The sequence below is a fragment of the Kitasatospora sp. NPDC002522 genome (genome assembly GCF_053595195.1).
Genome location: NZ_JBSFXE010000015.1, coordinates 1 through 26,881 on the forward strand (window position 1 = coordinate 1; position 26,881 = coordinate 26,881).

The following is a 26,881-nucleotide window of genomic DNA, read 5'->3' on the forward strand; positions in this document are numbered from 1 at the left end:
CGGACCTCGGTGAGCAGGGCCTCCGTGCCGTCGGGGGTGGGCGTGAAGGTCTTCACCAGGCCGGTGGCGGGGTCGGTGACGGTGAACAGGCCGTCGTGCAGGGCGAGTTCGTGGCGGGATCCGGCCGAGGCGTATACCGGGTCGCCGGGCTCGGGCAGCGGGTAGGCCTGGGTGATGCGGTCGGGGCGCAGGTGGACCACGCCGTCCTCGTCGAGTTCCAGGCGCTCGTCGAAGCTGCAGATCCAGTGCGCGCCCATCCACCGGCCCGCCCGGTACCCGGACTCGAAGTTCCGGGTGAACAGCAGTGGCAGCGAACCGGGCAGGTTCACATCCGTCTGGTCGATGAACATCCGGCCCGTCGCGATGTCGACGGGCTCACCCGGGCACTTGCGTGAGACGTGCTCACGGCCTTCGGTCCGCGGCGACTTCACCTGCTCGCGGCCGCGGCCCTTCGGATGCGAGCCACCGCGCCGGCCGTGACCACCGCCGCCGGAGCGGGGGTGGTTCAGGCCCTTGCCCTCGCCCTTGAAGATCTTCTCGAGGTCCTTGGCGTGCTTCTCCTCGATGTCCCGGACGTTCTTGGCGACCTTCTTCAGGTTGTCGCCCGCATGCCGGTAGAAGTTCTTCAACGCCTTCCCGGCGTCCTCCACCAAGGTCTTGCCCAGCCGCTGCGCCCCGTCCTCCAGCGCCTTGACGATCTGGTTGCTCACCACAGTCCCCCGTGAACGACGGTGCCCAGCAAGTGGGTTCAATCATCGACGGGGGAGACGGTAGTCGAACGGTCGGCGGTTGCGGCGGGATTTGCGGGGGGTCAGAGCATCGCGGCCGCGGGCTTGACCATGCTGCGGGCGGTCTTGGCGTCGACGTACTCGCCGAGCGCGGTCATCACCCACTCGCCGGAGAACTGGCGGACCAGCTTGCACATGGCGACGCCGGTGCGGGCCTCCGCGTGGGTGAGGTCGAAGCGGACGAGCTCCTCGCCGGTGGAGGCGTCGAGGAGGCGGCAGTAGGCGTTCTTGACGTCGGTGAACTTCTGGCCGGAGAAGGAGTTGACCACGAAGACCAGGCCGCAGACCTCGGCCGGCAGGCCGCCCAGGTGGACGGTGATCGCCTCGTCGTCGCCCTCGCCCTTGCCGGTGAGGTTGTCGCCGGAGTGGGCGATGGCGCCGTCGAAGAGGGACAGCTTCATGAACCAGGCGGTGTCGATCTTGCCGCGTTGGGCGTCGAAGGCGATGACCGAGGCGTCCAGGTCGATGTTGCGGCCGCGGCCGGCGGGCTCCCAGCCGAGACCCATCCGGACCGAGGCGAGGAACGGCTTCCCGGCCTTCTCCAGTGAGACCGAGCCGCCCTTGACCAGGTTGACCCGGCCCTTGTCGAGGGTGATCTTGCCGACGGCGGGCGAGCCGGACGGCATCGGCGGCGGGGCGGCGGGCACCCCAGCGGTGGGCATGGCGGGCGGCATCGGCGGGGCCGCCGGGGGCGCCGGCGGCGCCGGCGGGGGCGTGGCGGGGACCGAGGGGGCGGCAGGGGCCGCGGCGGCGGCAGTTGACGCACCGTCGTCGACCGCGACGCCGAAGTCGGTGGCGATGCCCGCCAGGCCGTTGGCGTAGCCCTGGCCGACGGCGCGGATCTTCCACTCGATGCCGCGCCGGTAGACCTCGACCACCACCAGGGCGGTCTCCCGGCCGAGGCGCGGCGGGGTGAAGGTGAAGAGCTCGCGGCCGGAGTCGGCGTCCCGGACGGTGGCGGTCGGCTCCGTCCCGGCGAAGGTGGCCTGCTGGTCGTCGAGGGAGGCGGTGACCACGATCCGGCTGATGTCGGCGGGGACGGCCGCGGTGTCGACGGTGATCGCGTCGGGCGCGCCGCCGGTCGCCGGGCGGTGCGTGACGCCGGGGCCGTGCGGGGAGTTGAAGAAGACGAAGTCGGCGTCCGAGCGGACCTTTCCGGACTCGGTGAGCAGCAGTCCGGAGACGTCCAGCCGCTTGGGCGCGGTGACCTCCACGACCACTCGGGGCGCGCCCAGCGGTGCGTTCCCGCCCTGGCTCAGAACAGACACGTGCTCCTCCTCGACTCGGCGCACCCCACCCTAGCCAAGTCGCCGCTCCACCGGAGGTTCGCCGCAAGCGGAACCCCGGCGATTCCCGGCGAAGGCGCTTGCCCGGTTCGGGCAGGCTCGGCGAGCATGCGGTCATGCCAGCACTGCAACGATCCGAAGCAACTGACCGTGCCCGCCTGCTGGAGGTCCGCGGCTACACCGTCGACCTCGACCTGACGCGTGGCGCGGAGCGGTTCGGCAGCACCTCCGTGATCCGGTTCGGGTGCGCCGAGCCCGGCACCGACAGCTTCGTCGACCTCGAACCGGCCGTCCTGCACCGCGCCGTCCTCAACGGCCGCGCGCTGGACGTCGCCGCCCTGGACGGCAACCGGCTCGCGCTGCCGGAGCTGCGGGCCGAGAACGAGCTGCTGATCGAGGCCGAGATGCGCTACTCGCGCACCGGCGAGGGCCTGCACCGCTACACCGATCCCGCCGACGGCGCGGTCTACCTGTACGCCACCTGCGGGCCCGACCTGGCCGCCAAGGTCTTCGCCTGCTTCGACCAGCCCGACCTGAAGGCCCCGATCACCCTCACCGCCACCGCGCCCGAGGAGTGGACCCTGGTCGCCAACGGCGCCCGGGTGAAGGCCGCGGACGGGCACTGGGAGTTCGCCGCGACCAAGCCGATCTCCACCTACCTGTTCACGGTGGTGGCCGGTCCGCTGCACTCGGTGTTCGGCGAGCACGACGGCATCCCGCTCGGCCTGCACGCCCGCCGCTCGCTGGCCGCCGAACTCGACCGCGAGGCCGCGGAGTTGTTCGAGGTGACGGCCGCCTCGCTGGACCGGCTGCACGAACTGTTCGACGAGCGCTACCCGTTCGGCGAGTACCACCAGGCGTTCGTCCCCGAGTTCAACTGGGGCGCGATGGAGAACCCCGGCTGCGTGGTCTTCCGCGACGAGATGCTGTTCCGCTCCCAGGCCACCGAGGCCGACCGGGAGCGCCGCGCCATGGTGATCTGCCACGAGATGGCGCACATGTGGTTCGGCGACCTGGTCACCATGCGCTGGTGGGACGACCTGTGGCTGAACGAGTCCTTCGCCGAGATGCTCGGCTACCGGGTCGCCGGCGAGGCCACCCGCTTCACCGGCACCTGGACCAGCTTCGCCGTCCAGCGCAAGGGTTGGGGCTACGACGCCGACCAGCGCGACTCCACCCACCCGGTGGCCGGCAACGGGACCCGCTCGGTCGCCGAGGCCATGGTCAACTTCGACGGCATCTCGTACGCCAAGGGCGCCTCCGCGCTGCGCCAGCTGGTCGCCTGGCTCGGTGACGACGCCTTCTTCGCCGGGATCAACGCCTACTTCGCCGAGCACCGCTACGGCAACGCCGAACTCCCGGACTTCCTGGCCGCGTTGGCCGCCAGCAGCGGCCGCGACGTGCACGCCTGGGCGGAGTCCTGGCTGCGCACCAGCGGCGTCGACACCCTCCGGGTGGAGGCCGAGCGGACCGCCGGCGGCGCCCTGGCCTCGCTGCACGTGGTGAACGAGGGCAGCCGCCCGCACCTGATCGAGGTCGGCGGCTACCGCCGGGACGGCGCGCGCCTGGTGCCCGCCGGCCGGGCCGCGATCGAGGTCGGACCGGGTCGCCGGGTCGCCGTCCCCGACCTGGTGGAGGCCGGAGCCGAGCTGGTCGTCCCCAACGACGGCGACCTCACCTGGGCGAAGGTCCGCCTGGACGAGCACTCCTGGCGGATCGTCGGCGAGTCGCTGTCCACGCTCGCCGACGAGGTCACCCGGGCGGTGCTCTGGGAGCACGCCCGTGACCTGGTGCGCGACGCCGAGCTGGCGCCGAGCGCCTACCTGGAGCTGATGGAGCGTCACCTCCCGGCCGAGGAGTCGGTGGTGATCGTCCAGACGGTGCTCACCTTCGCGCGCGCCGGGGTGGTCGGCCGGTACGCCGCTCCCGCGGAGCGGGCCGCGGCGCTCGCTGCGGTGAGCCGCACCGCGCGGGTCCTGCTGGCGGACGACCGGAGCGAGGACGTCCGGGTCGCGGCGCTCCGGGCCGCGGCGGACAGCGCCGGGACGGACACCGAACTCGCCGAGCTGCGCGGCTGGTTGGCGGGCGACGGGGTGCCGCGGGGCCTGCACCTGAGCCCCGAGGTGCGCTGGGCGGCGATCGTCCGGCTGGCGTCGGTCGGCGCGGCCGGCGAGCCGGAGATCGCGGCGGAGCTGGCCCGCGACCCCGGCAGCGAGGCGGAGACCGGCGCCGCCCGGGCCCGCGCCGCGCTGCCCGACCCGGCGGCGAAGGCCGCCGCGTGGCAGGCGCTGTTCACGCCCGACGCGCTCTCCAACCACCTGGTCGAGGCCGCCGCCGAGGGCTTCTGGCGCTCTGGCGAGGAGTCCCTCCAGGCCGACTACGCGCGGGAGTTCTTCGCCCGGATCGGCGAGGCGAACGGTCGCGGCGACATGGTCGCCAGGTTGCTCGGGCGCGTCCTCTTCCCGAACGCGCAGGCCGACGACGCCACCGTCACCGCCGCTGAGGCCGCCCTCGCCGAGCCCGGTCTGACGCCGTCCCTGCGCCGGACCCTGAACGACGCGACCGACGACCTGCGCCGGACCCGGGCCGTGCGGGCCGCGTTCGCCGGCTAGCCGGCAGGAGTCGTCAAGCGCAGGACACGTGGGATCAGGAGGCGTCCGGCGGGCAACTGCCGGGCGCCTCCGGCGTGTTCGGGGGCGGCCGGGCCGCGGGTCAGAAGGTGCCGCGAGCGGTGAGGGCGCGGGTGGTGGGGAGGGCGAAGGCGGAGGCCGTCCAGGATTCGGGGGCGGCGGCGGTGGGGGCGGGGAGCGCGCCGGTGACGGTGAAGGTGTAGGTGCCGGCGGCGAGGGTGAGGCCGGGCGGGGTGGCGAACCGGTAGATCAGGGTGTCCCGGTCGAGCGAGATGGTGGTCAGGGCGCCGGGGAGGTCGGTCCCGGGGGTGGTGCCCGGCAGGGCGGTGGGGCGCTGCAGGCGGAACTCGACGAGTAACGCGGTCATCGGTTCGGCGAGTTCGAGCTGCACGGTGTGCCGGGTGCCGGTGCGGCCCAGCGAGTCGATCCGGGCCTCGCCGGTGAGCGTGTGCGGCGGCGCGGGCGACGCGGTGGGGCGCAGCGAGGGCGGGGCCGACGGGGAGGCGGACGGGCTGGGGCTGGTGGTGGCGGCGGTCGGGCTCACCGAGGGGCGGACCGCGGCCACCGGGGTGGCCGGAGCGGTGCTGCCGGCGGCGGTGGCCGGGCGGGCGCTCGACCGGGTCGGGGTGGCACTCGGGCGGGTGGACGGGGTCGTGGCGGACGTCGGCTGCTGCCCGTCGGCGTCCGTGTCGGGCGTCGGCCCCGGGCCCTGGCCGGCCGTGGTGCTCGGCGCGGGGGCGGGCTCGGAGGCGTCCGGGCTGGGCACCGGCGGACCGCCGACGCTGACGCCGGGGCGGCGGCCGACCTGCTGCTGCTCGCTCAGAAGCCAGGTGGTGGCCAGGCTGATGCCGACCACGGTGGACATCGCCATCGCGGCGCCGGAGAACCGGATGGTGGGCAGCCGCAGCCGCCCGCCGAAGGGCCGCGCGCGGCCGTGTCGTCCTCCGCGGCCGGTGGCGGCCGACCGGGAGTGCTCGCGGAGCGCCACCGGGCTCTCCCCTTCCTGGTGTGGTTCCACGCCTTCCGCCCGGTTCGCGGGTTCGGCGCGGGGCGGGAGGGTCGAGATTACCAGCGGTCTGACGGACCGCCAGATCTGTGACGAAACCGATGTCTGATTTCGAGTTCCTTGCCGTGGCGGGGAGTTGGCGGCTCCCGATGGACGGAATAGGCCAGTCCGAACGGCCGCTGCAACCCCCTGCAACCGTTGCGGTGACCTGGGCCGTGCAGCAGGCTGGGCCAGGAACCCAGCCGCTTCGGAGAGATCGTCATGCCGTGCGACCCGCTGTCCGCCGCCTCCAACCAACCGCTCGCCGCTACCCCCACGGGCGGCGACCCGGACGGGACCACCGCGCCCCCGTCGCTGGTCGAAGAGGTCCTGGTGCTGCGGATCGCACTGGACCAGGACCTGGTGGGGGAGGTGCGCACCCTGTTCCGGTACGCCGCCGAGCGGCCGTACGAGGTGCGGCTGACCTTCCACCTGGGCCGTCCCGACGAGGCGGACTGGGTCTTCTCCCGTGAACTGCTGCGCGACGGAATGGAGTCGCTGAGCGGCCAGGGGGACATCAAGCTGTGGCCCGCGTACTGCCCCTGCCACGGATCGACCCTGCATCTGGCGCTGGAGTCCCCGCACGGCAGCGCGCTGCTGGAGGCCTCGCGGCCGCAGGTGCGGGACTGGCTGGAACGCACCTACGCGCTGGTTCCGGAGGCCACGGAGGCCGAACTGCTGCCCAGTGACGAGGAGTTGGCCGAGCTGCTGGCCGACGGCTGAGCGCTTTGCCGGTACCTGCGGAATCAGGCCGGTTCGCGCGGGCCGCGCCGGTCGGGTAGCCGCAGGGCGCCGCAGGCGAGTTCGGCGCGCAGTTCGCGGACGGCGGGGGCGGCCGAGCCGGGCAGCAGGTCGGCGGGGTCGTCGGGGCCGAGCACGGTGATCTCGGCGGCGGTCGACAGCCGGTACGGGCGGGCCTCCAACAGGCCGCCCAAGTGGCGTCTGAGCCGGGAGAGTTCGGCCCGGATGGTGACCGTGCGGGTGTAGTCGTCGAAGAGCGCCTCGGCGAGGTCGGCGGCGCTCAGCCCGTCCCGGTGCAGTGAGAGCAGCAGCAGGAGTTCGGTGTGCCGGGGGCTCGGGCTGTGCGACCAGCCCCCGGCCGCGCCGCGGACCCGCAGCTCGGGGCGGTCGGGGGCCCGCAGGTCGAGTTCGAGGACGGCGGCCTCCGCCTGCTCGGAGAGTTCGGCGGCGCCGGTGCCGGTCGGGCGGATCAGCCAGCCCTCGGCGAGCGGTTCGACCGCGCACTCGCCGAGCGTGGGCACCCAGTGAGTGGCGGCGGTGCCCCAGGTCTCCGGCGGCAGGGCGAGGCGGGGCGTCGCGGGCAGCCCGACCGCGGCGGCGGTCCAGCCCGCGCCGTCCACCACCAGGGCCGGGCCGCGGAAGCGGGCCAGCAGCGGCACCGCGACGGTGCGCAGCCGGTGCAGCGCCTCCAGGTGCCGGGCCCGCAGTTCGGTCTCGGCCAACCGGCCGGCGGTCAGCGTGAGTTGGCGCAGGTACGGGTTGTCGCCGGTGGCCGGTCCGCTCAGGTCGATCACCCCGGCCACCCGGCCGGTGCGCGGGTCGCGGATCGGCACCCCGACGCACGTCCAGCCGTGGTGGCTGCGCAGGTAGTGCTCGGCGGAGTGCACCTGGGCGGGGCGGGCGATCCGGGCGGCCAGGCCGATGCCGTTGGTGCCCACCTCGTCCTCGGACCACTGCGCGCCCTGCTCGAAGCCGATCGCGTCGACCTCGCGCTTGAGCCGTCGCTCGCCGTCCATCCACAGGATCCGGCTCTTCGGGTCGGCGACCGCCAGCACGATCGGGGCGGTGTCGCCCGGCATGAACAGCGTGGAGCGCAGCGCCGGCAGCACCTGGTCCAGACCGTTCTCCCGGCGCAGCTGCTCCAGTTCGGCCGGTGCGACGCGATGCGCGCTGCGGCCGCGCTCCGGGTCCAGGCCGAGCCGGCGCAGCCGCGCCCAGGAGTCCTCGATCTCCGGCCGGACCAGCGCCGTCTCACCGGCCATGGTCCGTTCGTACGCCCGGGCCAGAGTGCCCGTGACCAGCGGCCGGCGGACGCCTAGCCGTCGGGTTCCCCGCTGCATGCCGCGCCCCCGTCCCCGTCACCTCTCGTGCGCTGCCAGGGTAAGGCCGCGCGGCCGGGACACGCCGGGTCGGCGGAAAAGAATCGTCCCTGCTGGAGCGGTGGTGCACACTGGTCGGTTTTCGGTGTGCGCCGCCGTGTGCGCCGGGTGGTGCGCCGGTCACGGTCTGACGTGGTGTCAGGCGTTCCGGTGCCCGCGCGGAGGCCGTGGCCGGGACGGACTCAGCGGCCGGCCGGCTGGTCGCCCTGGGCGATCTCGACCTCCTGGTGGAGGTCGTGGGTGGCCTCCACGGCGGTGGTGGCGGCCAGGGCGAGGCAGGTGGCCAGGGCGAGCGCGCCGAGGGTGCGGGTGGTGGGCCGGTGCGCGGGACGCGGGGAGAGCAGGGCCAGCACCCGGCGCGGGACGGGTCCGGTGTGGGCGGCGGGGGCCAGGCCCGGGCGGGTGCGGCCCGGGGCGGCGGAGGCGGCGAGCGCGGCGCGGCCGATCGCCCGGGCGGTCAGCGCGCGGTCGCCGACCTCGGCGGCGGCGCACTCGTCGGCCCAGCGCTCCAGGTGGTAGCCGAGCGCCCCGCGCAGCGGGCGCAGCGCCGGATGGCAGGCGGCGGCGTACTCCGCGGCGGCCAGCAGGACGTGGTGGCGCCCGGCCAGGTGGGCGCGCTCGTGGGCGAGCAGCGCGGCCCGCTCGGGTCCGCTCAGCGCGGCGAGCATCCCGGCGGTGGCGACGATCCGCGGCGGCCGGCCGGGCAGCGCGTAGGCGTCGGCGGTGTGGTCGGGCAGCACGGCCAGCGGGAAGCCGGCCGGGTCGGGCCGGCGGGCCGGGGCGCGGAGCAGTCGGCCGAGCGGGCGGGGCCGGACGCCGCGGCGGGCTGACGGTGCGTCAGCGTCCGGCCGGCCCGTGGCGCGGCGCAGCAGGGCGGCGGTTCGGCGGGTCAGTTCGCGCAGGCGGGTGGCGGGCGGTGCCGGCGGCGCGTCGCCGAGGGCCCGGCGGGCGCGGCGCAGGTCGCGGCGCTGGCGGTGCGCGGTGCGGACGGCGAGGCCGGTGATGGCGAGCAGGGCGAGCGCGGCCGCGGCGGCGGTGTGCGGGATCGCCGCGGGGTGCCAGTGGGCGGGGGAGAGGCGGGCCAGGGCGGCCGGGTAGGGCAGGTGGAGCAGGCCGGTCAGGGTGAGCAGGCCGAGCGAGGCGAGCGAGGCGGTGCCGAGGGCGACCGCGGTGACGGCCAGCGTGAGGGCGGCGGCGCGCGGGGCGAGCAGCTCGGCGACCCGCCGGGCGAGCGGGACGGCGAGCAGCGGCAGCAGCAGCGGGGCCCAGACGGCGAGGGTCACGGCTGCTCCCCGAGCAGGTCGCGCAGCAGCCGCTCGTCCTCGCTGGTGAGGTCGGAGACGAAGCGGGCGAGCACGGTGGAGCGGTCGCGGCCGCGGTCGAGTTCGGTGCGCATCCGGCGGGCGGCGAGGCCGTCGGCGTCCTGGACGGTCGGCGTGTAGGCGAAGGCGCGGCCGGCCTTGGTGCGGGCGACGGTGCCCTTCTCGTGCAGCCTGGCCAGGATCGTGGCGACGGTGGTGCGGGCCAGCTCCGCGCCGATCGCGGCCTGCACCTGCTGCGGGGTGAGCGGTTCGCCGGCGGCCCACAGGGCGGCCAGTACCTGGGCTTCCAGTCCCCCCGCGGGGCGACGGGCGGGTGAGTCCGTCATGTCGCGCGTTCCTCCGGCGTTCGTCTACAGTCCTGTCGACGTCTACATCACTGTAGACGTCCCGGGGGTGCCCCGTCCGGACACCCCCAAACGTAACGGGAGGTCCGCCAACCTTGCCTCTGTCCCCCGCGATCGCGGCCGGGAGTGAGCTGTATCGCACGCCCGGTCTGGTAGATGTTGTCCCCATGGCACCACTTGTTCATCCCCCGTCCCGCCTGCTCGCCTACGACGGCAGCGGCCTCGACGGCGGCCTCTACACCCGGGTGCTCGGGTGGGCCGAGGCCGCGCCCTCCTGGCTGGACCAGGCGATCAGGATCTGGTCGGCGCTCGGCCTCGCGGTGTTCGCGGTGCTGATGGTGGCCGGCTGGTGGAAGGCCCGCAGCGCCGACTCGGTGGTGATGGCGCGGGTGCTCGCCTCGCCGCTGATCGTGGTCGCCGCGTACGTCGCCAACTCGGCGCTGAAGGGGGTCGTCGAGGAGGTGCGCCCCTGCCGGCAGCTGGCGGTCGGCGCCACCCTTGAGGCCTGTCCGGGGGCGGGCGACTGGTCGTTCCCCAGCAACCACACGGTGATCGCCTTCGCCGCCGCCACCGCGCTCTGGTTCGCCGACCGCCGGCTGGGCTGGATCGCGGGCCTCGCCGCCGTGCTGATGGGCGCCTCCCGGGTCTGGGTGGGCGTGCACTACCCGCACGACGTGGCGGTCGGCGCACTGGTCGGGGTGCTGGTGGCGATCCCGCTCGCGCTGCTCGCCGGACGCGCCGCGCCGCTGGTCGACCGGCTGCGGGCGAGCCGGCTGGCGCCCGTGCTCGGGACCAGGTTGGGCTGATCGACGCGGGCGTGACGGCCTCTTGTGCCGTCGCGCCGCACGGGGAGAGCATGTGAGCCGGGCCGGGCCGAACGCCCCGCCCGGCTCGGTGTTTCTGCAGCACTGCGGAGGGATGCGCCATGCCGTACCGACTCGATGTCATCCAGGGGGACTGGCCCGCGGAGGAGCTCGGGAAGGGGGTGGAGGGCATCCTCGCGGAGAGCATGGTGCTGACCCTGGCCACCGCTGGGCACGAGCGCGGGCCGCACGCCAACCTGGCCTTCTTCGCGTACGACGCCGACCTGGTGCTGTACTTCGTCAGCGAGCGCTCCACCCGGCACAGCCTTCACCTCGCCGAGGAGGCCCGGGCCGCCGCGACCGTCTTCCTGCCGCCGCCGGTCTTCGGCGAGCAGCTGCGCGGCGTCCAGCTGACCGGCGGCGCGGGCGAGGCGTGGGGCCTGCAGGCCGAGGCGGCGCTCGCCGCCTACCAGGCGCGTTACCCCGACTTCGCCCGCGACCCCGAGGTGCGGGCGCAGTTCCTGGAGGGCCGGGGCGCGGCCTCGCTGTACCGATTCCAGGTGGAGGAGCTGACCGCGGTGGACGAGCCGCAGTTCGGGCGCCGCAACTACCTGCACGCCCGGGTGGTGCGCTGACCTGCGGCACCGCGGCCCTCCGGGTGCCGGACGACGGGCCATCGGCTCCAGGTTGTATGGACAACTCTTGCGGTCGGTTCACCTGCGCGTCGTGAGTCGGACGACCTGCGGCCACCTTGCCGCCCGAGGCTGTCCGCATGAGAGTCATCGTCGTAGGAGCAGGCGTGCTCGGCAGCATGCACGCCTGGCAGGCCGTCGAGCGCGGTCACGAGGTCGTCCACCTGGAGCGCGAGGCCGAGGCGCGCGGCGCCTCCGTCCGCAACTTCGGCCTGGTCTGGGTCAGCGGCCGCGCCGCTGGCGAGGAACTGGCAACCGCGCTGCGCGCCCGCGAGCTGTGGGAGCAGATCGGGGCCCGTGTCCCCGGCCTGTACTTCCGGCCCAACGGCTCGCTCACGCTGGCCCGTACGGAGGCCGAACTCGCGGTCGCCGAGGCCGCGTTGAAGCTCCCCGACGCCGCCGAGCGGGGCTACCGGATGCTCAGCGCCGCCGAGGTGCGGGACGCCAACCCGGCGCTGCGCGGCCGCTTCCTCGGCGGCCTGCAGTGCACCCGGGACGCCGCCGTCGAGCCCCGGGTCGCGCAGCCCGCGCTGCGCGCCGCGCTGGAGGCCAGCGGCCGCTACACCTTCCTGCCCGGCCGCGAGGTGCGCGACCTGGTCGGCGCCTCCGCCGTCCGCGACGACCACGGCCAGCTGCACGAGGGCGACCTGGTGATCCTCTGCACCGGTGCCTGGCTCGGCGGCCTGGTCCGCGAGCTCGCCCCCGAACTGCCGGTGCGCAAGGTCCGGTTGCAGATGATGCAGACCGACCCGCTGGGCGACGTACTGACCACCTCGGTCGCCGACGGCGACAGCTTCCGCTACTACCCGGCCTTCGCCGGCCCCGAACTGGAGGCGCTGCGCGCCGCGCAGCCGCAGCCGCCGACCGCCGCCGAGCACAAGATGCAGCTGCTGATGGTCCAGCGCCAGGACGGCGGCCTGACGATCGGTGACACCCACGAGTACGACCACCCGTTCGCCTTCGACGTGGACGAGGACCCGTACGAGCACCTGGCCGGCGTCGCCGAGGAGCTGCTCGGCCGGCCGCTGCCGAGGATCCGCCGCCGCTGGGCCGGCGTCTACGCCCAGTGCGTCGACACCACCCGGGTGGTGCACCGCCAGCAGGTCGCCGACGGCGCGTGGCTGGTCACCGGCCCCGGCGGGCGCGGCATGACCTGCTCGCCGGCCATCGCCGAGACCACCGCGGACCAGATCGGCCTCTGAGTCCGCCGATCGCCGCCGACGCCGCGTCAACCTCATTTCCCACCGAGACAGTTGGATCATCACATGAGCAAGCTTGATGTCACCCTGGTGGTGCTCGACATGGCCGGCACCACCGTCGCCGACGACGGCCTGGTCGAACTCGCCTTCACCTCCGCCGCCCGCTCGCAGGGCGTCGAGGCCGGCACCGCCGAGCACGCCACCATGCTGGAGCACGTCCGCGCCACCATGGGCGAGTCCAAGATCTCCGTCTTCCGGCACCTGTTCGGCGACGAGGACCGCGCCCAGCAGGCCAACCTCGCCTTCGAGGCCGCCTACCACGACCTGGTCGACGAGGGCCGCTGCGAGCCGCTGCCCGGCGCCGCCGACGCCATCGCCGAACTGCGCGCCCAGGGCCGCAAGGTGGTCCTCACCACCGGCTTCTCCCGCTCCACCCAGGACCGCATCCTCGCGGCCCTCGGCTGGCAGGACATCGCCGACCTGACGCTCTGCCCCGCCGACGCCGGCCGCGGCCGCCCCTACCCGGACCTCGCCCTCACCGCCCTGCTGCGCACCGGCACCGACTCGGTCCGGCAGGTCGCGGTGGCCGGCGACACCGGCTACGACATGCTCACCGGCACCCGGGCCGGGGCCCTGGTGGTGGCCGGCGTGCTCACCGGCGCCCACGACGAGGCCCGGCTGCGCGCCGACGGCGCCACCCACGTGCTGGCCTCCGTCGCCGAGCTGCCCGGCCTGCTGGGCTGACGGCGGCTCAGGCTTGCCGGTTGCCGGTTGCCGGTTGCCGGTTGCCGGGCCGGCGGATGACGGCCGATGGCTGACGCCTGATGGCTGACGGCAGCTCAGGGGGCGTGCCGGTTCGGAGCAACGGGGGCGCGGCGGCCGGTGACGGTGCTGGTCCTGGACCGGTACGCGTGCTTATCTGAAGGTATGTCGCTGTCGTTGCGGTCGGTGGGCGTGCTCGCGCTGGGCCTGGTGCTGCTCACCGGCTGCGGGTCGTCCGGGTCGGGGGCGGGCGCCGGGTCCGCCCCGGCCAGCCCGTCCCCGTCCGCGCCCGCGACCAGCAGCGCGAGCGCCGAGCCCAGCGGGAGCACCGCGGTGACCACCACCCAGCCCGCCACCCCGACGCCCTCCGCCAGCCCGTCCCCGTCGCCCGGCTCCAAGTGGACGCCGGAGCAGCTGGCCGGGCAGCGGATCGTCTACTCCTACCCCGGCACCGTCCCGCCCGCCGCCCTGCTGGACCGGATCCGGGCCGGACGCGTCGCCGGGGTGATCTTCTTCGCCGAGAACGTCGGCGCCGACCCGTCGGTGCTGCGCGGCGCCGTCGACCAGCTCCGGCAGGCCCAGCGGGAGAGCCCGGTCGCCCAGCCGCTGCTGCTGATGACCGACCAGGAGGGCGGCAAGGTCCGCCGGCTGCCCGGCGCGCCCGTCGAGTCGGCCCGCCAGGTGGGGCTCTCCGCCGATCCGGTCGCCGCGGCCACCCGCACCGGCGGCGCCGCGGCCGCGAACCTCACCGGGTACGGGCTGAACACCAACCTGGCGCCGGTCCTCGACGTCTTCCGGACCCCCGGCGACTTCGCCGACAGCCTGCAGCGCTCCTACAGCAACGACCCCGCCACCGTCGGGCGGCTCGGCTCCGCCTTCATCCGCGCCCAGCAGGGCGCCGGCGTCGCCGCCACCGCCAAACACTTCCCGGGCCTGGGAACCGCCCCCGCCGGTGCCAACACCGACGAGGAACCCGTCACCCTCCCGGTCGCCCTCGACCGGCTGCGCGCCGTCGACGAACGCCCCTACCAGGACGCCGTCGCCGCCGGGGTCCGCCTGGTGATGCTCTCCTGGGCGATCTACCCCGCGCTGCACCCCGGCGTCCCCGCCGGGATGTCCTCCGTCGCCATCCAGGACGAGCTGCGCGGCCGCCTCCACTTCACCGGCGTCACCATCACCGACGCCATCGAGGCCCAGGCCCTCGCCCCCGTCGGTTCCACCGCCGACCGCGCCCTGGCCGCCGCCTCGGCCGGCTCCGACCTGCTGCTCTGCTCCGCCCGCGACGTCGCCCAGGGCGACCAGGCCGCCGCCGCCCTCGCCACCGCGCTCTCCGCCGGCCGGCTCAACCGCGACGCCTTCACCGCCTCCGTCGACCGGATCACCGCGCTGCGCGGCACCCTGAAGTGACGATCCGTCAGGCGGCCCTAGGCTGGAGCCCATGGCGGACTTCCTCGTACCGGCCGCACTGGCAGGCGTCTTCCCGGCGACCGGGGAGGACTCGAAGGCCGACCTCGTCGACCGGATCCGCGGCGCCCGGCAGCGGATCGACATGTTCGGCCTCACCCGGAACTTCTACGCGTCGGCGGAGCTGATGCCGCTGTTCCTCGCCAAGTCGCACGAGGTGCCGATCCGGATCTACGCCATGGACCCGTACTGCGCCTCGCGGCGGGACCGCTACCGGGTCGAGCCCGCGGACGCCGAACGGGGCGACCCCGACCGGTACGAACGCGAGGTGCTGCGCCCGCTCGCCGACGCGGCCGCCGCGGACGGCGGGGACCTGCGGATCCACCTGTACGACTTCCCGTGCAGCTTCGCGATGGAGCGGATCGACGACTCGGTCCGGGTCATGCTCTACGGCCACGGCAAGCGTGGCACCGACGGGCCGATCCTCACCTTCGACCGCTTCCACAGCGGCGATCGCGGGGCCGGACCGACGCCCTACTGGACGTACTTCGTCGGGCAGTTGGAGTGGCTGGAGGCCCTGGCCGAGGCGCCCGGGATCCCCGAGCCGTGGCGGTCCAAGGGCGTCCACGTCCGGGAGTACCGGTAGGCGCGTTCCGGCGCGGTGGCACCTGCGGCCCGGCTAGGGTCTGACGCGCAGTCACATCGCTTTGAGGGGGGCGGATGGCGGGCACCGAGGAGCATCGACGGGACGGGCTGGTCGTCGCCGGTGACGCGACCGTCACGGCGTCGGACGGTGCGGTCGCCGCGCTGTGGATGGGCGAGGTGACGGTGGGCGCCGTCGACGGTGGCGTCGCCGCCGGGTCGATCCAGACGTTCAACTACCACGCCGCGCCGCCCCCGCCTGTCTCCTGGCCGCTCACCGTCGGACTTCCGCCCGCCGCGGACGCGGCCGCCCAGCCGCGCACCGCCGCCGCCGAGGAACTGGCGCAGGCGCTGGCGGAGCACCGGTCCGTGCTGCTCAGCGGCCCCGGCGGGGTCGGCAAGTCACAGCTGGTCGCCGCCCACGCGCAGCACGCGCTGGACAGCGGCGCCAGCCGGTTCGTGCTGTGGGCGGACGCCACGGACGGGCCCTCGCTCACCACCGCCTACGCCGAGGCCGCGCGGAAGCTGAACCTGGTCGACCCGAACGACCGCGACCTCGACCGCCAGGAGACGCTCTTCCTGGAGTGGTTCCGTACTCCCGGCCCGTCCGCGCTGATCGTCCTGGACAACCTGGCCGACCCGGAGACCCTGGCCGACCGGCTGCCGCACAGCACGGCCGGGGACCGGCAGGTCGTCGCGACCACGCGGCGGCGCGGGGCCGACGCCGACGGGGCGTTCGGCGCGGTGGTGCCACTCGGGACCTTCGGGCCGGACGAGTCGCTCGCCCTGCTGCGCGGACGCCTGCGCGCCCGTCCGGCGACCGCCTACCTGGCGGCGGACGAGCACACCCCCAAGCTGGCCGAACTCGCCGAGGAGCTCGGGCACTTGCCGCTGGCCATGGGCTACGCCGCAGCGATGATGGCGCACGACGAACTGACCGCCGACGAGTACCTGGACGACCTGCGGGAGCAGTCCGCGACCCTGGACGAGGCGCTGACCCCCCGCCACGTGGACGGCCGACCCGGTGTCACCGCCGCCCTGCTGCTCGCCCTGAAAACGGCGCAGCGCCAACACCCTGAGGGCGCCGCGATCCCGGCCTTGCGGCTCGCCTCCTGCTACGACCCGGCCGGGCACCCCGAACGCCTCTGGAAGGCGTCGGAGGTGAGGGAGTTGCTGGTCCGTCAGGGTGCGCAGGAACAGCGCCGGTCGGGCCGCCGCGGCATCGGCGACGCGGCGCTGCGGGTGCTGCACGAGTACGGGCTGATCACGCACGAGCGGCGCGCCGAGCCACGGGCCGTCCAACTGCACGCGCTCACCGCGCGGGCCGCCCGCGACGACACGCCGCCCGCGGAGCTCGCCGCACAGACCGCCTGCGCGGCCACCGCCCTGCTCGGCCTGTGGCCCGAGTTCGACTACACCGACGCCGGGTGGGAGGAGGTCCTGCGGGCCAACACGCGCGCCCTGCACCGCCACCTGGGCGACCTGCTGTACGACGCCCCGGACGGCCCCCGGCTGCTCACCCGCCACGCCCGCAGCACGGCTGCCGCCGGACTGCTCCGTGACGCGGCGGACCTCTGGGAACAGCACGCCGAGACCACCGAGCGCAGGCTCGGACCGGACGCGCCCGAGACCGTCGCGGCCCTCTCCGGTCGGGCCGAGACGCTGGTCTCCGCCGGAGACCACCTCCGCGGTCTGGCCCTCGCCGAGGACGCGGCCGGGCGCGCACTGCGCACGGCAGGCCAGGACTCCGAGCCGTACCTCTCCGCGCGGCTGGTCGTGGTCGAAGCCCACCTCGCCGCCGGCCGGTACGAGCAGGCCGCGGCGCTGGCCCGCGAGCTGGTCCGCGACACGGCGACCGCGCTGGGTCCGGACGACCGCGTGGCCCTCGCGGCCCGGCTGGCCGCCGCCGACGCCGAACGCGCCTGCGGGCGGCTGCAGCTGGCGGCCGAGCACGAGCAGGCGATCCTGGACCGGTCGAGCATCTCCGACCTCCTCGACCGGAGCGGCGAACTGCGGCTGGAGGGAGCGGCGTTGATGACCGGCCTGCTCCGCACCGGCGACGCCCGGGCCGCCCACCAGGCGGCCACCCACCTGCTGGAGCGCCGGACGCAGCTGCACGGCCCCGACCATCCGGAGACCGCGGGAGCGCGGCTCGCCGTCGCCATCGCCGCGCTGCGCAGCGGGCAGCCGGCCGCGGCCCTGGAGCAGGGGACGGCGGTGGAAGCCGCCCTGGCAGCCGTGCTGGGCGACCGGCACGAGGCGGTGCACGTCGCGCGGTTGGTCGTCGCCACGGCACTGCTCGCGCTCGGTCGGTTGGCCGAGGCGCTGGAGGCCTCGGTGGCCGGGCGGACGGCTGCCGCCGATGCGCTGGGGGAGGAGCACCCGACCGCGCTGCACAGCGCCACCGTGCTGGCCACGGCCCTGACCGCCGCGGGCCGGCACGCCGAGGCCCTGCCGGTGCTGGAGCGCACCCTGGAACAGCGCACCGCCGTCCTCGGCCCGATCCACCCGGACACCCTGGCCGCGCAGGCCAACCTCGCCCTGGCCAGGAACCTCGCCGGTGAGCTGGCCGAGGCGGAGAAGACCCTGCGGGAGGTGCGCGAGGCCCTGGCCGCCCAGCGCGGCGACGGCCACCCGGACACCTTGACGGTGCGGCACAACCTGGCGGTGACCCGGTCGAGGTCGGGCCGCGACCGGGAGGCCGCGGAGGAACTGGTCGAGGTCGTCCGGCTGCGCACCGAGCTGCTCGGCCCCGCACATCCCGACACCCTGACGGCGCGTCAGTCCCTGGCGAGCGTCCTGGCCCGTGGCGGGCGGACCCAAGACGCCCTCGCGGAGGGCCGCGCCGCCCTGGAGGTCCAGGCGCAGACGCTCGGTCTCGCCCATCCCGACACGCTGCGCAGCCGCCTGAACGCGGCGTTCGCCCTCCAGCTGGGCGGACGCGTCGCGCAGGCGGCGGACGAGGTCACCGGCGTCGCCGTCGACGCGGCCCGGGTGCTGGGCGAGGACCATCCGGTCACGAAGGCCGCGTGGTCGAACCTCAGCGCGGCCCTGTCCGGCCTGGGCCGGCACCAGGAGGCGCTCGACCTGGCCCGGTCACTGGTGGAGCGGACGACGCCGGGCGATCCCACGCTCGCGGCGCTGCGCACCGGGCTGGCCCGGAGCCTGCGGGACGCCGGCCGGGCATCCGAGGCGGTCGCCGTCCAGGAACAGTCCCTCGCGGACGCCGAGTCCGCGTTCGGCCCCGACCACCCGACCACCCTGCTCGCCCGCGGCGACCTCGGCAACATGCTGGCCGAGGCGGGCGAACCCGCCCGAGCGGTCGAACTCGCCCACACCACCTTGACGGGCATGTCGGAGCGTTACGGGGAGGCCCACCCGCAGAGCATGAAGGCCGCGGGCAACCTCGGCGCGGTCCTGTACGCGGCCGGTCTGGTCGAGCAGTCGCTCGCGGTGACCGAGGCGATCGCCCGGACCCACGAGCGGGTGAGCGGACCGCTGTCGCCCGCCGCGATCACCGCGCGGGGCAACCTGGCGGTCGCGCTGAGCGGGATCGGCCGTACCGCCGAGGCGATCGAGATCGGCCGGGACGTGGTGGACCGGCGGACCGAGTCGGGCGGTCCCCGCCGTCCCGACACGCTCACCGCGAAGGCGAACCTGGCGGCCGCCCTGCACGGGGCGGGCGAGTTCGACGAGGCACTCGCGCTCGGCCGCGAGGTCGCCGAGGTCCGGCGCGAGGTGCTCGGCCCGGAACACCCCGACACGCTCACCTCCGACGTCGGCCTGGCGGTGCACCTCTGGCAGGCGGATCGGGTGGACGAGGCGATCGCCACCGAGAAGCGTGTCCTACGGGTGCGGGAAGCGGCGCTCGGCCCCGCGCACCCCGACACCAGGCTGATCCGCAACAACCTCGCGCACAGCCTGTCCGCCCTCGGCCACTTCCGCACCGCCGCCGAACTGCACGCCAGGAACGCGGAACTCGGCGCCGAGGTCCTCGGCCCCGACCACCTGTCCGTCCTGCAGGACCGCAGCGCCCATGCCCGCGAACTGAGCGAGGACGGACGGCACGCGGAGGCGGTGGCCGAACTGCAGGACGTGGTGGCCCGGGCGGACGCGAACGTCGAGGACGCGGGGCCCCGGTCCGACCTGCGGCTCGACCTCGGTCTGGTGCTCGACGAAGCGGGACGCGTCGGCGACGCGCTCACACTGATGCGGCAGGTCGCGGCGGAGAGGGCCGCCCGGCTGGGACCGGAAGCGAGGGACACGCTGACGGCTCTCGGCAACGTCGCGGTGTTCCTCGGGAAGCTCGGCCGGACCGGCGAGGCGCTCACGCTCCAGCAGGAACTGCTCGGCATCCGCGAGCGGCTGGCGGGGCCGGACCACCCGGACAGCCTCACCGCCCGCGCCGACCTCGCCGCGGCCACGCACCGTTCGGGCCGCTTCGCCGAAGCCGCGGCCCTGATGGAACCGGTCCAGGCCGCCCGGCTCGCGGCGCTCGGGCCGGACGATCCCCGGGTCCTGCTGCTGACCGGCAACCTGGCGGGCTCGCGGTCGCGCGCCGGTCTCCTCGATGCGGCCATGGCGATGGAGGAGGACGTGCTGGCGCGGCGCGAACGCGTCTACGGCCCACAGAACCCCAACACCATCTGGGCCCGCGGCAACCTCGGGGCCAGCTACCGCCGAGCCGGCCGCACCGCTGACGCCGTCCGGCACCTGCGGCGGGCCCACCAGGACTCGCTCACCGTGCACGGTCCGGGCCACCCGGACGGTGAGAGCATCACCGTCGGCCTGGCCGCCGCGCTGGTCGCCGACGGGCAGCCCGCGGAGGCGGCCGAACTCGCCGGACCCGTCCGGGCCGCGGCGCTCGCCGCCGGCACTCCGGGGCATCCGACCGCCGTCCAGGCGGCCACCGTGCTGGCCCGGGTCGCGCTCGCTACCGGGCACCCCGAGCAGGTGGCCCAGATCGCCGCGCCCGCGCTCGCCGCCGCGCCGGCCACCATCGGTGCGGACCACCCCGACACGCTGATCCTCCGTCACCTCGCCGCCCTCGCCGCGGGATCGGAGGCGGCCGAGCCACTCGCGGCACTGGCCGCCGCCCTCGGCGAACAGCACCCGGAATACCTGCGGGCGCTCCACGAGGAGCCGCCGGCGCGGGCGTAGGGCGTGGCTTTCGGATCACGCCGGGCGGTCGCCGCCGGGGCACGCACCTCGACGGCTTCTCGTCAGTCGCCGACGGCCCCCCTTGGGGCTGGGGGAGACGCCCGCTGTCCGACGTGATCCGGACGCCACGCGCTAGCGGTACACCAGCGCGATCAGGAGGACGGACGCGGCGAGCAGCAGGGTCAGGCGGAAGGCGCCCACGGCCATCGAGACCGGTTCGGTGGGCGGCGGCGGGAGGTGCTTGCGGAGGGGGACAGGCCGGGCGGCCAGCGGGCGGGGCGGCCGCGGCCGAGTGGGCAGCGGGACGGGGGACCTGGTCGTCTGCGCGTCCTCGGGGTGGTCCGGCCAGGTCGGTGCCAGGCCGGTCGCCTCGCGGTACAGCGCGGCGAGCCGGCGCCGTGCGATCGGCGTGGCGGGCGGGTTGCTCGCCGGGTCGGGCCAGCGCAGCGCCGCCAGGCGGCGGGCCGGGGTGTGGTAGCGGCGCTCGAAGCCGTCGAGCTCGGCGAGGTCGAACGTCTCGTCGAGGTAGTTCCACCGCCCGGCCTCGTCGAGCAGCATCGACTCCCGGTAGGCCTCCGCCAGCCGGTGACGCACCGTCAGGTCGTCCGGGTAGCTGGACACCAGCCCGCGGATCCGCCGCCTGGCCTGACCGGACTCCCCGGCACGCAGCTCGGCACCGGCCCTGGCGAGAGTGGACTGAATCGACATGCCCGGATGCTCTCCGCCGCCCCACCCGCAGGTCAACCCGGTTTCCCCACGGGGCCGACAGCCGGGCCGACGCCCGGAGCAGTGAGACGTCCCGCGTGGTCAGAGCATCCAGCCGACGGCGGTCACCGCGCCGACGACGGCGAGGAACGCCACCACCACGGCGGCGACGACGAGGAGTACGCAGCCGGCGGTCCCGTCGTCGTGGCTGCTGGTGTCGGAAGGCCGCGCGGCGTCGAGCTCGTGCCAGTGGACCGGTCGGCCGAGCCGGTCGCCGGCCGTCTCGCGGAGGGCGGCGAGCCGGGCGCGGGCGTGCTCGGTGGCGGCGTGGCGTTCGTGACCGCGCCAGGCGAGGGCGGCCATCCGGTCCAGTGGATCGGGGTAGCGGGCCTCGAACGCGGCGGTCTCGGCCGGGTCGGCGTCCTCCTCCAGGTAGTTCCACCGCCCGGCCTGGGACGGTTCGCCGTACAGCCGGTACACCTCGGCCAGCCGCCGACGGGCCACCAGCTCGGTCGGACAGCTGTTCACCAGGCTGCGCAGGCGCTGCCGGGCGACGGGTGTCCGACCGGCGCGCAGATCGGCTTCGGCCTTGGCGAGGGTGGACTGAATCGGCATGCCGGGATGCTGGCGGCTCGCCCCGGTGCAGGTCAAACGGCTTTCCGGCAGGCGGGCCCGGTCAGTGGGTGGAGCGGAGGTTGAGCAGGACCACGCCGACGATGACCAGGGCGATGCCGAGCCACTGGAGGCGGCCGAGGGACTCGTGGAAGAACGTGGCTCCGATGGCGGCGACCGCGGCGGTGCCGGCGCCGGACCAGACGGCGTAGGCGACGGAGACCGGGATGTGCTTGAGGGCGCGGCCGAGGAGGTAGAAGGAGAGGACGTAGCCGGCGGCGACGGCGAGGCTGGGCCAGAGGCGGGTGAAGCCGTCGGTGAGCTTGAGCATGCTGGTGGCGCAGACCTCGCTGGTGATGGCGAGGGCGAGCAGCAGGTAGGGCATCAGGCCTCCGGGCGGTCGGCGGCGGTGAGGCTGGCGAGCAGGGCCAGGTCGGCGTGCTCCAGGCTGTCCAGCAGGGTGACCCGGACCGCGGCGGGGATCGGCACGGTGGAGGGCACGGCCAGCACGGCGCAGCCGGCGGCGCGGGCGGAGGCGACACCGGTGGGGGTGTCCTCGACGGCGACGCAGTCGGCGGGGTCGAGGCCCAGGCGGGCGGCGGCGGCCAGGTACGGGTCCGGCTCGGGCTTGGTGCGGGGGGTGTCCTCGGCGGCGAGGGTGGTGGTGAACCACTGCGGGCCGAGCGAGCCGAGCACCAGGTCGACGACGCGGCGCGGGGAGGCGGACACCAGCGCGGTGGGCACCTCGGCGCGGCGGAGTTCGGCGAGCAGCGAGAGGGCGCCGGGACGGGGCACGATCTCGGCGGCGACCTTGCCGGCGAAGGAGTCGTTGAGGCTGGCGATCAGCTCGGCCTCGGGCCGGTCGGTGTTGCTGGCGCGGTGCAGGTGGGCGGCGGTGTGCTCGACGGCGCGGCCGAGGACCTCGGGGAGGTCCGCGTCGGTGAGGGCGAAGTCGAGCTCGGCGGCCAGTTCGGCCGCGGCCTGCCACCACAGGTGTTCGGTGTCGACCAGGGTTCCGTCCATGTCAAAGAGGACGGCGGCGGGGTGGGATGCAGGCATGGCGGTACCTTACGAGGATCGGGAGGAGGGCCCGCGACGCATGGGCGCGGCACGGGCACGGCGGACTCGGGGGCGGTCGGCCGACCGACCGGTCGTCAGCACCGGTCGTCGGCCAGGAGCCTGACGGGGCGTCGGGGCACGGTGACCCGACGTCCCGTCCGAGCGTTCGTCAGGCGCCGGCCGGGACGCGGTCGACGAGGACCGGGCGGGCCGGGAGGGCGAGGGCGGCGCGGGTCCCGATGGGGAGCGCCGCGGCGGCCTCGGTGGGGAGGTCGGACTTGATCTCGGTGCCGTCGGCGAGGCGCACCGTGAGGCGGGTGACGGCGCCGAGGAACGCGGCGGCGACCACCTGTGCGGGGCCGTGGGCCGACGGGGCCAGCTCGACGTTCTCCGGGCGGACCAGGACGTGCAGCTCGCCGTCGGCGGGCAGGACGCCGTCCACCGGGTGGCGGCGGCCGAGCACCTCGACCTGGCCGTCGCCGGTGCGCACGCACGGGATGCGGCTCATCGTGCCGACGAACTCGGCGACGAAGGCGGTGGCCGGGCGGGAGTACAGCTCCGACGGGGTGGCGCACTGCTCCAGGCGGCCGGCCCGCAGGACGGCGACCCGGTCGGCCATCGAGAGGGCCTCCTCCTGGTCGTGGGTGACGAACAGGGTGGTGATGCCGAGCTCCTGCTGGAGGCGGCGGATCTCCTCGCGCAGCGCCAGGCGGACCTTGGCGTCGAGGGCCGACAGCGGCTCGTCGAGCAGCAGGACGCGCGGCTGCAGGGCCAGCGCGCGGGCCAGCGCGATGCGCTGCTGCTGGCCGCCGGACATCTGGTGCGGGTAGTGCTCGGCGCGCTGCGGCAGGCCGACCAGCTCCAGCAACTCCTGCGCGCGGCGGCGCCGTTCGGTCTTGCCGACGCCGCGCATGCGCAGCCCGAAGGCGACGTTGTCGGCGGCGGTCAGGTGCGGGAAGAGGCTGTAGGACTGGAACACCATGCCCGCGTCGCGCTTGTGCGCGGGGATCCGGGTGATGTCCTCGCCGTCGACCAGGACCTGGCCGGAGTCGTGGGTCTCGAAGCCGGCCAGGATGCGCAGCGCGGTCGTCTTGCCGCAGCCGGACGGGCCGAGCAGCGCGAGCAGTTCGCCCGGGTTGACGGTCAGGTCGAGGCCGTCGAGGGCGGTGGTGGCGCCGAAGGTGCGACGCAGTCCGCGGAACTCGACGGTGGCGCTGGTGGCGCCGGCGGTGGTCTTGGCGAGAGTGGCGGTGCTCATGGGGGTTGGTCTCCGGTCAGGCTCAGGAGGTGGCGGTCTTGTGGCGGCGCTCGCGGCCGGCGGCGGCCAGCAGGAGCAGCAGCACCCAGGTGATCAGCAGGCTGAGCACGGACACCGCGACGGACATCTGGCCCTTGCTGTTGCCGACCGAGTAGATCCACACGGCGAAGGGCTGGTAGCCGAGGATCGAGGCGGCCGTGAACTCGCCGAGGACCAGGGCCAGGGTGAGGAACGAGGCGTTCAGCAGCGCGCCGCGCAGGTTGGGCAGGATCACCGAGACGACGGCGCGCGGCCAGCTCGCGCCGCAGTTGCGGGCGGCCTCGACCAGGGTGCGGACGTCGACCGCGCGCAGTCCGGCGTCCAGCGCGCGGTAGGCGAGCGGGAGGGCCATCAGCACGTACGCGATCACCAGCACCAGCGGGAACTCCGGCTGCTGGATGAACACGAAGGTCTGGAAGAACGGCGTGTCCATCAGGTAGTCGGGGCCCCAGCGCAGCACGCCGATCAGGCCGGCGGTCAGCGCGACCGGCGGCACCACCAGCGGCAGGGTGCAGACCACTTCGAGCACCGGGCGGAGCTTCGGCGCGCCGATCCGGACCGCGATCATCGCGGGCACCAGCAGGAGCAGCAGCACCACCACGGTGGCGGCGGCCAGTTCGAGGGTGAGCACCAGGGCGTCGGTGAAGCCGGGGGCGCTCAGCAGACCGGTGTACGCGTCGAAGGAGATGCCGTTGGCGTCGTCGATGGAGAACCAGACCGACGCGGCCATCGGGATCAGGAAGTACAGGCCGGCCAGCAGCAGCACCGCTCCGCGCCAGACCCGCAGACGGGAGATCAGCTGAGCCATCGGGCACTCCGGCGCTGGAGGGGCAGGTAGACGGCCATCACCAGGACGGCGACGATGATCATGTCCAGGCTGAGCGCCAGCGCCAGGTTGCCCTGGCCGACCAGCACGTTGCCGGAGAGCGCGTCGGCGATCTGACGGCTGATCAGCGGGACGGTCGCACCGACCATCGCGGCGGCGGTGGCGTACGCGGCGAAGGCGCTGCCGAACAGCAGCACGAACCCGCCGAGCAGCGACGGGAACAGGATCGGCAGGGCGACGTGGCGCCAGTACTGCAGGGTGGTGGCCCGGTTGTTCTGGGCCGCCTCGCGCCACTGCACCCGCAGGCCCTCCAGGGCCGGGGTGATGGTGAGCACCATCAGCGGCACCAGGAAGTACAGGTAGGCGACGGTCAGGCCGGTGAAGCTGTACAGCGACCAGCCGTGGTCGGTCAGGTGGAACATCTTGGTGAGCTCGCCGGCGTTGCCGAGGGTGGCGACGAAGGCGAAGGCCAGCGGCAGGCCGCCGAAGTTGGCGAGCACGCCGGAGGCGGTCAGCGCGGCCTCGCGCAGCATCCGGAACCGGGAGGTGATCACCGCCTGGGCGATCGGGACGCCGACGACGGTGCCGATCAGCGCGGTGAGTCCGGAGAGCTTCAGGCTGGACAGCAGCGCGGTCCAGTAGGCGCCCTGCACCGAGTCGGTGACGTTGGCCGTGGTGAAGCTGCCCGCGCCGGTGTCGGCGTCGGAGGAGACGGTGAACGCGCCGGTGATGATGGCGACGGCCGGCAGGCCGAAGCCGATCACGAAGAAGGCCAGCAGCGGAACGGTGGCCAGCCAGGAACCGCCGCGCAGCAGGCGGCGCTTGGCGGGCGGCGTGGGGGAGAGCGCGGTGCCGGGGGCCCCCGGGCCGCCACTGAGGTCAGTGGCGGCCGGGGTCGGCACCGGGGTGGGAGCCGTGGTCATGTCGGTGATCAGCCCGCGATCGCCTTGGCCCAGTTCTCGGTCACGACCTTCTTGGCCGCGTCGATCTGGTCCGAGGTCGGGAAGTTGGTGAAGGGCTTCTCGACGACCGGCAGCTTGGCGGCCGCGGCGGTGTCCAGGGTGCCGTCCTTCTTCATGGCGTCGAACAGCGCCGGGGTGGCGTAGCCGCCGATGAAGCCGTTCTGGCCCTCGGCCGAGAACAGGAACTCCTGCCACAGGCGGGCGGCCGCCGGGTGCGGGGCGTCCTTGTTGACGGCCTGGTTGTAGAACTGGGCGTAGGAGCCGTCCGACGGGACGGAGACCTGCCAGTCGATGCCCTTGCCCTTGAGCTCGTCGGTGTAACCGGCGTTCAGGTACGACCAGTCGATCGAGATCGGGGTCTCGCCCTTCTCGATGGTGGCCGGGGTCGACTCGACCGGGTTGAAGTTGCCGGACTGCTTCAGCTTGGCGAAGAAGTCGATGCCGGGCTGGATGTTGTCCAGCGAACCGCCGTTGGCCAGCGCGGCCGCGTACACGCCGCCGAAGGCCGAGCCCGACTTGGTCGGGTTGCCGTTCAGCGCGACCTGGCCCTTGTACTCGGGCTTCAGCAGGTCGGCGAAGGTCTTCGGGCAGTTGGGGACCTTCTTGGCGTCGCAGCCGATCGAGACGTAGCCGCCGTAGTCGTTGACCCGCAGGCCGTCCTTGTCCTTCATGGTGTCGGCGATCTTGTCGAAGGCCACCACCTTGTAGGGGGCGAGGATGCCCTCCTTCGCGGCGGACAGCGCGAACGCCGAGCCCAGGTCGACCACGTCGGGGGCGCGGTCCTGGCCCTTGCGGGACTTGATCGCGTTGATCTCGTCCTGCGAGGAGCCGTCCGGGTTCTCGTCCTCGATCTCGATGCCGTACTTGGCCTTGAACGAGTCCATCAGCTTGCCGTAGTTGGCCCAGTCGCGGGGAAGGGTGATGACGTGCAGCTTCCCCTCCTTCTTGGCGGCCTCGACCAGCTTGTCCATCCCACCGAAGTCGGCGGCGGAGGTGGCGGTCTTGGCGTCCTTGGCACCGCCCTTGGCGGCGTCACCGGACTTGGTCGAGCCGGCGGAGCCGCAGGCGGAGAGGGAGAGCGCGGCGGCGGTCAGCACGGCCGCGATGGCGGCGGCGCGGGGGCGGTGCACGGTCACGAGAGGGTCTCCTGGAAGAAGTGGAGCAGAAGAGTTCACGAGTGGTGTATCGCTGCGGGGGCGAGGAGTTCACGTGGCCAAGTTGGC

Annotated in this window: 23 protein-coding genes; 9 read left to right on the forward strand and 14 right to left on the reverse strand. The window is 74.6% G+C overall.

The genetic code is table 11. From position 1 onward, the window contains the following. Both ACWD4U_RS15085 and ACWD4U_RS15090 read right to left on the reverse strand, forming a co-directional pair. On the reverse strand, positions 1-710 hold a 710-nt coding region (locus ACWD4U_RS15085; RefSeq protein ID WP_363458980.1), incomplete at its 3' end, for a DUF6531 domain-containing protein. Between the two features lie 101 nt (positions 711-811). Next, a complete protein-coding gene (locus ACWD4U_RS15090) occupies positions 812-2,047 on the reverse strand; it encodes a TerD family protein (RefSeq protein ID WP_363459082.1) in 1,236 nt (411 codons plus the stop codon). Between the two features lie 143 nt (positions 2,048-2,190). On the opposite strand from ACWD4U_RS15090, the gene pepN reads away from it, so the two are divergent. Beyond that, complete coding sequence (gene pepN, locus ACWD4U_RS15095) at positions 2,191-4,686, forward strand: aminopeptidase N (RefSeq protein WP_363458982.1); 2,496 nt, start codon at positions 2,191-2,193, stop codon at positions 4,684-4,686. A 100-nt stretch (positions 4,687-4,786) separates the two neighbouring features. Here the strand turns inward: pepN and ACWD4U_RS15100 are convergent, their stop codons facing one another. After that, positions 4,787-5,692: a hypothetical protein gene (locus ACWD4U_RS15100; protein ID WP_363458983.1), complete on the reverse strand. Its 906-nt coding sequence runs from the start codon at positions 5,690-5,692 to the stop codon at positions 4,787-4,789. A 279-nt stretch (positions 5,693-5,971) separates the two neighbouring features. On the opposite strand from ACWD4U_RS15100, the gene ACWD4U_RS15105 reads away from it, so the two are divergent. Further along, positions 5,972-6,472 (forward strand): SsgA family sporulation/cell division regulator, encoded by a 501-nt coding sequence (locus ACWD4U_RS15105; protein WP_363458985.1) that lies wholly within the window; start codon positions 5,972-5,974, stop codon positions 6,470-6,472. Between the two features lie 23 nt (positions 6,473-6,495). Here the strand turns inward: ACWD4U_RS15105 and ACWD4U_RS15110 are convergent, their stop codons facing one another. The 3 genes from ACWD4U_RS15110 to ACWD4U_RS15120 form a co-directional block, all read right to left on the reverse strand. Continuing rightward, a complete protein-coding gene (locus ACWD4U_RS15110; RefSeq protein WP_363458987.1) occupies positions 6,496-7,752 on the reverse strand; it encodes a sigma-54-dependent transcriptional regulator family protein in 1,257 nt (418 codons plus the stop codon). Positions 7,753-8,051: 299 nt separating this feature from the next. Continuing rightward, entirely contained in the window at positions 8,052-9,152 is a 1,101-nt protein-coding gene (locus ACWD4U_RS15115; RefSeq protein ID WP_363458988.1) for a M56 family metallopeptidase, read from the reverse strand. Next, positions 9,149-9,517, reverse strand: a complete 369-nt coding sequence (locus tag ACWD4U_RS15120) for a BlaI/MecI/CopY family transcriptional regulator (protein ID WP_363458990.1) — start codon at positions 9,515-9,517, stop codon at positions 9,149-9,151. The genes ACWD4U_RS15115 and ACWD4U_RS15120 overlap by 4 nt, the downstream gene beginning before the upstream one ends. Positions 9,518-9,702: 185 nt before the next feature. Between ACWD4U_RS15120 and ACWD4U_RS15125 the strand changes: the two genes are divergently transcribed. The 7 genes from ACWD4U_RS15125 to ACWD4U_RS15155 all read left to right on the forward strand — a co-directional run bounded on the left by ACWD4U_RS15125 (position 9,703) and on the right by ACWD4U_RS15155 (position 20,197). After that, a complete protein-coding gene (locus ACWD4U_RS15125; RefSeq protein ID WP_363458992.1) occupies positions 9,703-10,341 on the forward strand; it encodes a phosphatase PAP2 family protein in 639 nt (212 codons plus the stop codon). Between the two features lie 119 nt (positions 10,342-10,460). Then, a complete protein-coding gene (locus ACWD4U_RS15130; RefSeq protein ID WP_363458994.1) occupies positions 10,461-10,973 on the forward strand; it encodes a pyridoxamine 5'-phosphate oxidase family protein in 513 nt (170 codons plus the stop codon). A gap of 137 nt (positions 10,974-11,110) precedes the next feature. Further along, the gene (locus ACWD4U_RS15135) at positions 11,111-12,232 is read left to right on the forward strand and encodes a TIGR03364 family FAD-dependent oxidoreductase (RefSeq protein WP_363458995.1); all 1,122 of its coding nucleotides are present in this window, start codon (positions 11,111-11,113) and stop codon (positions 12,230-12,232) included. Between the two features lie 63 nt (positions 12,233-12,295). After that, entirely contained in the window at positions 12,296-12,973 is a 678-nt protein-coding gene (locus ACWD4U_RS15140; RefSeq protein ID WP_363458997.1) for a phosphonatase-like hydrolase, read from the forward strand. 183 nt (positions 12,974-13,156) lie between these two features. Then, positions 13,157-14,398, forward strand: a complete 1,242-nt coding sequence (locus ACWD4U_RS15145; RefSeq protein ID WP_363458999.1) for a glycoside hydrolase family 3 N-terminal domain-containing protein — start codon at positions 13,157-13,159, stop codon at positions 14,396-14,398. Positions 14,399-14,429: 31 nt separating this feature from the next. After that, positions 14,430-15,041 carry a hypothetical protein gene (locus ACWD4U_RS15150; RefSeq protein WP_363459000.1) on the forward strand — a complete coding sequence of 204 codons (612 nt, stop codon included), beginning with the start codon at positions 14,430-14,432 and terminating at the stop codon, positions 15,039-15,041. A gap of 74 nt (positions 15,042-15,115) precedes the next feature. Further along, positions 15,116-20,197: a tetratricopeptide repeat protein gene (locus ACWD4U_RS15155; protein ID WP_363459002.1), complete on the forward strand. Its 5,082-nt coding sequence runs from the start codon at positions 15,116-15,118 to the stop codon at positions 20,195-20,197. A 132-nt stretch (positions 20,198-20,329) separates the two neighbouring features. Here the strand turns inward: ACWD4U_RS15155 and ACWD4U_RS15160 are convergent, their stop codons facing one another. From ACWD4U_RS15160 to ACWD4U_RS15195, 8 genes are all read right to left on the reverse strand, one after another. Beyond that, positions 20,330-20,905, reverse strand: coding sequence for a DUF6584 family protein (locus ACWD4U_RS15160; RefSeq protein ID WP_363459004.1), 576 nt, complete (start codon positions 20,903-20,905; stop codon positions 20,330-20,332). A gap of 99 nt (positions 20,906-21,004) precedes the next feature. After that, positions 21,005-21,517, reverse strand: coding sequence for a DUF6584 family protein (locus tag ACWD4U_RS15165; RefSeq protein WP_363459006.1), 513 nt, complete (start codon positions 21,515-21,517; stop codon positions 21,005-21,007). A 61-nt stretch (positions 21,518-21,578) separates the two neighbouring features. After that, a complete protein-coding gene (locus ACWD4U_RS15170) occupies positions 21,579-21,899 on the reverse strand; it encodes a DMT family transporter (RefSeq protein ID WP_363459007.1) in 321 nt (106 codons plus the stop codon). After that, complete coding sequence (locus tag ACWD4U_RS15175) at positions 21,899-22,573, reverse strand: HAD family hydrolase (RefSeq protein ID WP_363459009.1); 675 nt, start codon at positions 22,571-22,573, stop codon at positions 21,899-21,901. Before ACWD4U_RS15175 ends, ACWD4U_RS15170 begins: the two co-directional genes overlap by 1 nt. 169 nt (positions 22,574-22,742) lie before the next feature. Further along, a complete protein-coding gene (locus ACWD4U_RS15180) occupies positions 22,743-23,831 on the reverse strand; it encodes an ABC transporter ATP-binding protein (protein ID WP_363459011.1) in 1,089 nt (362 codons plus the stop codon). A gap of 22 nt (positions 23,832-23,853) precedes the next feature. Next, positions 23,854-24,678: an ABC transporter permease gene (locus ACWD4U_RS15185; RefSeq protein WP_363459013.1), complete on the reverse strand. Its 825-nt coding sequence runs from the start codon at positions 24,676-24,678 to the stop codon at positions 23,854-23,856. Next, positions 24,666-25,619, reverse strand: coding sequence for an ABC transporter permease (locus tag ACWD4U_RS15190; RefSeq protein ID WP_363459015.1), 954 nt, complete (start codon positions 25,617-25,619; stop codon positions 24,666-24,668). Before ACWD4U_RS15190 ends, ACWD4U_RS15185 begins: the two co-directional genes overlap by 13 nt. Before the next feature lie 8 nt (positions 25,620-25,627). Continuing rightward, positions 25,628-26,794 carry an ABC transporter substrate-binding protein gene (locus ACWD4U_RS15195; RefSeq protein WP_363459016.1) on the reverse strand — a complete coding sequence of 389 codons (1,167 nt, stop codon included), beginning with the start codon at positions 26,792-26,794 and terminating at the stop codon, positions 25,628-25,630. Positions 26,795-26,881: the final 87 nt, after the last annotated feature.